This window comes from Kitasatospora sp. NPDC058048 (assembly GCF_042885555.1).
Lineage (GTDB): Bacteria > Actinomycetota > Actinomycetes > Streptomycetales > Streptomycetaceae > Kitasatospora > Kitasatospora lactacystinica.
Genome location: NZ_JBHVRT010000034.1, coordinates 76,655 through 83,053 on the forward strand (window position 1 = coordinate 76,655; position 6,399 = coordinate 83,053).

Consider the following 6,399-nt stretch of genomic DNA (forward strand, 5'->3'; position numbering starts at 1 on the left):
CCAGGAGGACGACATGACGACCTACTCGCGTGCCGGCTACGGCCCGGTGTCCGTGTCCTACACGGCCGAACTCGACGGCGGCGGCAACACCTTCGGCCGGGCGTACGAGCCGTTCGTCCGGTCCCGGTTCGGCCGGGTCGGATCGGTCTTCGAGTGGTGCGCCGGCCCCGGGTTCATCGGCTTCTCCCTGCTGGCGGCCGGCCTGTGCGATTCGGTCGACCTGGGCGACGTGAACCCCGCCGCCGGGGACGCGGTCGAGCGGACCATCGCCGAGAACGGTCTGCGCGGCCGCGCCCGCTTCCACCTGTCCGACGGCTTCGACGACGTGCCGGCGGACCTCCGCTGGGACCTGATGGTCGGCAACCCGCCGCACGTCAACCAGGACGCGGCCGCCTCGGACTACCAGCGTTCCCACTCGCCGCTGATCTGGAAGGACACCGACTGGGCCATCCACGGTGCCTTCTACGACGCGGCGGCCGAGCGGCTGCGGCCCGGCGGCTCGGTCCTCATCCAGGAGAACCACCGGTTCTCCGCCCCGGAGGACTTCACGGAGATGGTCGGGAAGGCCGGCCTGGAGATCGTCGGCGCCTTCGGATGCGGCGAGGGCCGCGAGGACTACTACTTCCTCTGGTCCCGGCTGCCCGGGTCCCGGACGTCCTGAGGCCCCCGCTCCGGGCACCCGTTCCACGCCGACCACCGGACACCACAGCGCGAGGAGAGCGCATCATGCCGCGTCCCACGACGAATCCCGTGATCACCTGGATCTACCAGTCCGAGGACCTGGACCCCGCGGGGGTCGAGGCGTTCGAACGGGGCATCACCCGGCGCTACTCGGCGCTCTCCCGGCCCCGCGGCCTCGACTTCCGGGTGATCAGCGCCACCGAACTGGTGCCGTCCTGCGTGGGGGGCAGGCCGGTCCTGCGCCACGGCGACGAGGACCTGCTGGAGCGGCGGCAGTGCTTCATCGTCGAGGACATGGCCACCGACCCGCAGGGCCTCCAGGCGCTGCGGGCCGTCTACCGCACCATCGAGGCGAGCGACTCCGTCCTGCTCAACCGCTCGTACACCGGCCCCGACTACCTGGAGCGCGACAAGCTCGCGCAGCTCCAGCACGCCGCCGGCCTGGGCATCCGGACCGCGGACACCGTCGCCGTGCCGCCCGGCAGGTACGCCCGGCGGGTGCTCGGGGAGGTGCGGCGCGCGCTCGGCGAAGGCCCCTACATCGTCAAGCCCCGTGAACTGACCGGCGGTTACGGCGTGCTGCGGGTCGACTCCGAGCAGCAGCTCGGCGCGGTGATCGACGTCGTCGCCCAGGCCGTCGGCGGGTACCTGGTGCAGCCGCTGATCCCGCACACCGGCGACATGCGCGTCTTCATGGCCGACGGCGAGGTCGTCTCCTCGCTGACCCGCCGCCCCCGCCCCGGCGGCTACCTGGCGAGCGTCAGCCAGGGCGGGTCCGTGGAGGTGAACCTGGACCACGACCGGGTCGCGGACCAGTGCGCCCGTATCGCCCGCGACCTGCGGGCCGAGTGGATCTGCGTGGACTGGCTGATGACGGACTCCGGTCCGGTCCTCAACGAGTGGAGCACCGCGCACGGCGGCTTCACGGTGATGCCCGAGCCGGAACTCGGCAGGGTCGCCGACGCCTTCTTCGGCTGGATAGGCCGACGCTTCGAGGGGAAGCCGCCCGGCCGCTGAGCCCGGGACGGTCCGGTCCGCGGGCCCGGGCCGCACCCGCCCGGCAGAGCGGGCGCGGCCCGGGCCCTCCCCGTCGTCCGGACCGGGGTTCAGGCCCGGGCGGCCGGGTCGAACGCCCGGCGCAGCCGGACCGTCCAGACGATCACGGCCGCGAGCGCGATCGAGGCCACCGCCGTGGCCATCCCGGCCTGGATGCCGACGGAGACGGTGATGCTGCTGGCCACCAGCGCGCCGAGCGGGACGCCCAGGCCCGAGGACAGCATCCGGCGGGTGGTGTTGACGCGGCCCTGGAGCTCGGGCGGCGTCACCTCCTGCGAGTAGGTCATCGTGTTCACCAGGACGACGAGGTACGCCGTTCCCCACACGGCCAGGGCCACCAGCGCGACCAGCCAGTTCGAGGTGAGGACGACGACGAGGCCGAGCAGCGCCCCGACCGGCAGCACGCCGAGGAGCAGCGGGAAGGCCTCGAAGCGCCGCCGCAGCCGGGGCAGCAGCAGGGAGCCGCCGATGCCGCCGGCGCTCCAGGCCATGTAGAGCAGGCCGATCCGTCCGTCGGAGCCGTGGATGCCCAGCGCGCGGTCGGCGAAGACGACCAACTGGCCGACGATGGCGCCGCCGGAGAAGGACTGGAGGGTGCCGACCACGGTCATGATCCGCAGCGTGGGGTGGCCCGCGAGGAACCGCAGTCCCTGGCCTATGGATTCCTTGAAGCCCGGTCGCCGGGTGCCCGGGGTGGCGGTCCGCGGCGCGACGTTGACGACCGCCCTGATGAACAGCGCCGACACGGCGAAGCTCAGGGCGTCGAGGGCGAGCGTGCCGGCCGGGCGGAACAGCGCGATGAGGCCGCCCGCCACGGCGTTGCCGACGATGCGGACGACGGTCTCCGCCCCGTAGAGGGCGCTGTTGGCCTGGGTCAGGCCCTCCTTCCCGACGATGTCGGGGACGAAGCCGTAGACGCCCGCGTCGAAGAACAGGGCGAGGCCGGCGGACAGGAACGCCACCAGCATGACGTGCCAGGCCGTCAGGGCCCCCAGGGCCCAGGCCAGGGGCACGGTGGCGAGGCAGAGGGCGTTGAGCCAGTCGGTGGCGATCATCAGGGTGCGGCGGTCCACGCGGTCCGCGACGGCGCCCGCGATCAGGCCGAAGGCCAGGTAGGGCAGCGTTCCGGCGGCCGCGACCAGGGAGACCAGCAGCGGCGACCCGCTCTCCTGGAAGACCAGGACGGGGAGCGCCACGGTGGTGATGGCGGACCCGAGGCCGGAAACGGCGCGGGAGAGCCAGAAGTTGCGGAACCCCTCGATGCGGCGGAGGGGGAGCGCCTGCGCGGTTGACATCTCGTGATCGGTTTCCGTTCCTTCGGTGACGGTGGCGGCGAGTGGTGCTGGTGGTGGCGCGGTGCGGTCCGGGCGGCGGGTTATCTACTCCAGCTGGACAGGGAGTTGACGGTTCGACAGTTCGCGTCGGGCGTCGGTGGTCCGGTGTGCCGCGGTGGGGCGGGCGGCCGAGAAAAACGGTCGACACCCGGACCCGGGCCGGTGGCCGGGTGGGTGTCGACCGGAGCCGAGGGGGGTCTTCGCGGGGCCCGGGAGGGCGGGTCGTGCGGGCCGGGCCGCTCGTTGTCGGCGGACGCGGGGGGTGCCGGCATTCGGGCGGGCCGACGGTGACGTCTCCACAGCGCGGTGTCTCGGGCGGCCGGTTCGGAAATCACGAAACATTCGGCACTGTAACAGCTCGTTGCGCTCATGACACCCGTGTGCGGCCCATCGCGGGATCTCCACGAGGCGCGGGCCGCGGGGGAGTGCGGCGAGCTCCGGAGCGGTCGAAGGGCGGGACGTCGCGCAGTGGCGTGAGTCACGCTGGAATCGGGGGATTTCGGCTGTTCTGTCTTGATGTTGCCCGTTGATTGGTGGCATTGCCTCCGGGCCGGAGGTCGGTGATCGTGTCGGGCCTAAATATGATCGGAAGCCACGATCGTCGGTTAGTGGTGACGGTCGTATGTGCAACCTGGGAACGGTCCGGACCGTCTCTCTGTGTGCGGTGCGCCGGATCGTCAGGGGCGTCGCTTCCGTCGGTGAAAGGTACGCGCATGTCAGGTCGGAGGGGCGAGAGCCCGGCTCGGGGCGAAGGCGTGCCCGCGACGGAGGACGCCGCGGGCTCCGTGCCCTCCCCGCGTGCCGGCGGCCGGGCGGAGGCCCGTCGCGCCGCCCAGGGCAAGGGCGGACGCGGCGGTGGCGGCGGCGGGAAAGCGGAGGCCGCGTCGGCGAGTGGCGGCCGGGCCGCCGCCCGCAAGAGCGCCAAGCCCAAGAAGAACGTGAAGAAGATCGTCGCCTGGTCGACGGCGGGCGTGCTGGTGGTCATCGCCGGCGTCGGCGGCGCGATCTACCTGAAGCTGAACGCCAACATCAAGTCCTTCGACGCCGACGCGATAGCCCGCAACCGCCCCCCGGAGGCGAAGGCCGACGCGGACGGCAACAAGCCGGTCAACATCCTGCTGATCGGTTCGGACAGCCGCGGCAAGAACAACGCTGACCTCGGCGGCGGCGAGGACGGGGGCGCCCGTTCGGACACCACGATCCTGCTGCACGTCTACGCCGACCACAAGCACGCCGTGGGGATCTCGATACCGCGCAACGCCAAGGTCGAGCTGCCGTCCTGCAAGCTGCCCAACGGCAAGTGGACCAAGGGCGGCAACACCGACCTGTTCAACGCCGCGTTCTCGATGGGCGGCAGCGACGACGGCAACCCGGCCTGCACCCAGAACACGGTGGAGAAGCTCACCGGCATCCGCGTCGACCACACCCTCGTCGTCGACTTCAACGGCTTCGCCTCGATGACCTCGGCCGTCAACGGCGTGGACATCTGCCTGCCGAAGCCGATCTACGAGGGTGACATCAACCCCAAGTTGAAGAAGAAGGGCGACCTCGTCCTTCCGCAGGGCAAGCAGACCGTGGAGGGCCAGAAGGCGCTCGACTACGTCCGGCTGCGGCACGGCATCGGCGACGGCTCGGACATCGGCCGGATGAAGCGCCAGCAGGCGTTCCTCGGTTCGCTCGCCAGCAAGATCAAGAAGGATGGGATGAGCCCCACCACCCTTCTGCCGCTGGCCGACGCCGCGACCAAGTCCCTGGTCGTCGACCCCGGCCTGGACTCCGCCGACAAGCTGCTCTCCTTCGGCCTGTCGCTGAAGAACATCGACATGCACGACCTCAAGTTCGTGACGGTGCCGTGGCGTTACCGCACCCAGGACCAGGACCTCGACCTGGTCCAGGCGGACGCCAGCAAGCTCTGGGAGACCCTCAAGGCCGACCAGACCATCGACGGCCAGAACGCCACCGGCCAGCAGCCGGACGCCCCGGCCGACGGCACCAGCCCGGCCCCGCAGCAGCCCGCGGCGCCCACCACCCCGGCCGCCCCGGCCGCGGACACCGCCAACTCGGCGATCAGGGTGGCGGTCTACAACGGAACGAGCGTCAACGGCCTGGCCGGAAAGGCGACCGAGCAGCTGAAGGGCGCCAAGTTCGCCGCCAGCACGGCGGGCCAGGCGGCGAGCACCAAGTACAAGACCACCACGATCGAGTACGGATCCGGGCAGAAGGCGAACGCCGAGAAGGTCGCCGCGCTGTTCCCGGGCGCCGGCCTGGAGCCCAGCAGCGCCCGGGGCATCTCGGTGATCGCCGGCCAGGACTTCGCCGCCGCGATGGGGATGGCCACCGGCGCCCCGGCCGGCGGCGGCGCGACGGCCGCCACCCCGGGCGTCCCGGCGCCCCCGCAGCCGCTGCCGACCACCATCACCAACGAGGCCCGTTCCGCGGACGACGACATCTGCGCGAACACCAGCTACGGCAGCGGCGGCTGACCGCACCCACCGGGTACCACGGGGACGACCCCCGGGCCGGCGTCCTCCGGGGCGCGCGGGCCCGGGGGTCGTGCCATGGTGGGCCTGGGGCCGTACGTCCCGGGGCCGAACGCCCCCGGGCGGGGACCCAGCGGTCACCGCGAAAGGCGGACCCATGCCCGAGATCGCCCTCCAGTTCGACATCGCCGCGCCCCGGGCCGTGGTGCTCGCCGCGCTCACCACGCACGACGGGCTGACCTCCTGGTGGACCACCGGCGTGGACCGGGACGGCGACGTCCTGCTGTTCGACTTCCCCGACGTCCCCGAGCCGTTCCGGCTGCGGGTGGAGCGGACCGACCCGGACCGGGTGGTGTGGACCAACGCCGGTTCCTTCCCGCCGCACTGGGCGGGCACCTGGATCAGCTGGGAACTGGCCGAGCTCCCCGCGGCCCCCGCCGCCCCGGACCGGCCCGCCGCGTCCGGGCGCACCCGGCTGCTGTTCCGGCACGGCGGCTGGCAGCCGGGCAGCGAGGAGGGCGTCCCGGCGGTGGCCGGCACCTGGGCCGAACTGCTGGTCCGGCTCAAGGACTACGCGCAGAGCGGCAAGGTGCAGCCCTACTTCGTCACCGCGCACCACCACGACGCCCCGTGAGCACTCCGTGAGCACCCCGTGGGCGCCCGGTGACGGCCCGGCGACCGGTCGCCCGCCAGGGCGCCGTCCGGTGGCGGGATCGCGGCGGCGGGCCGATGGTGGCGGTGTACCGCCGTCGTCCGGGCCGGGCCGGGCCCCCCCCCACCCCCCCCCCCCCGGGCCGCCCCCCCGCCGCACACCCCCCACCACCCCACCCCCCCCACCCGCCGGACCG

At 72.8% G+C, this 6,399-nt stretch carries 5 protein-coding genes; 4 read left to right on the forward strand and 1 reads right to left on the reverse strand.

The window, feature by feature from the left end; genetic code table 11:
- Positions 1-13: 13 nt before the first annotated feature.
- Both ACFVVA_RS30200 and ACFVVA_RS30205 read left to right on the forward strand, forming a co-directional pair.
- Positions 14-661 carry a methyltransferase gene (locus ACFVVA_RS30200; protein ID WP_387693937.1) on the forward strand — a complete coding sequence of 216 codons (648 nt, stop codon included), beginning with the start codon at positions 14-16 and terminating at the stop codon, positions 659-661.
- A 65-nt stretch (positions 662-726) separates the two neighbouring features.
- Entirely contained in the window at positions 727-1,698 is a 972-nt protein-coding gene (locus tag ACFVVA_RS30205) for a RimK family alpha-L-glutamate ligase (protein ID WP_387693938.1), read from the forward strand.
- Positions 1,699-1,787: 89 nt separating this feature from the next.
- On the opposite strand, the gene ACFVVA_RS30210 is transcribed toward ACFVVA_RS30205, so the two are convergent.
- Complete coding sequence (locus ACFVVA_RS30210) at positions 1,788-3,032, reverse strand: MFS transporter (protein WP_387693939.1); 1,245 nt, start codon at positions 3,030-3,032, stop codon at positions 1,788-1,790.
- An 824-nt stretch (positions 3,033-3,856) separates the two neighbouring features.
- Here ACFVVA_RS30210 and ACFVVA_RS30215 point away from each other — a divergent pair.
- Together ACFVVA_RS30215 and ACFVVA_RS30220 are read left to right on the forward strand one after the other, a co-directional pair.
- Entirely contained in the window at positions 3,857-5,554 is a 1,698-nt protein-coding gene (locus tag ACFVVA_RS30215; protein ID WP_387693940.1) for an LCP family protein, read from the forward strand.
- 154 nt (positions 5,555-5,708) lie between these two features.
- The gene (locus ACFVVA_RS30220) at positions 5,709-6,185 is read left to right on the forward strand and encodes an SRPBCC domain-containing protein (RefSeq protein WP_387693941.1); all 477 of its coding nucleotides are present in this window, start codon (positions 5,709-5,711) and stop codon (positions 6,183-6,185) included.
- The last annotated feature ends 214 nt before the right edge of the window (positions 6,186-6,399 follow it).

Excerpts from the sequence above, each read along its gene's own strand:
- ACFVVA_RS30210 (WP_387693939.1), bottom strand. The coding sequence starts at position 3,032 with ATGTCAACCGCGCAGGCGCTCCCCCTCCGCCGCATCGAGGGGTTCCGC.
- ACFVVA_RS30220 (WP_387693941.1), top strand. The coding sequence starts at position 5,709 with ATGCCCGAGATCGCCCTCCAGTTCGACATCGCCGCGCCCCGGGCCGTG.
- ACFVVA_RS30200 (WP_387693937.1), top strand. The coding sequence starts at position 14 with ATGACGACCTACTCGCGTGCCGGCTACGGCCCGGTGTCCGTGTCCTAC.
- ACFVVA_RS30205 (WP_387693938.1), top strand. The coding sequence starts at position 727 with ATGCCGCGTCCCACGACGAATCCCGTGATCACCTGGATCTACCAGTCC.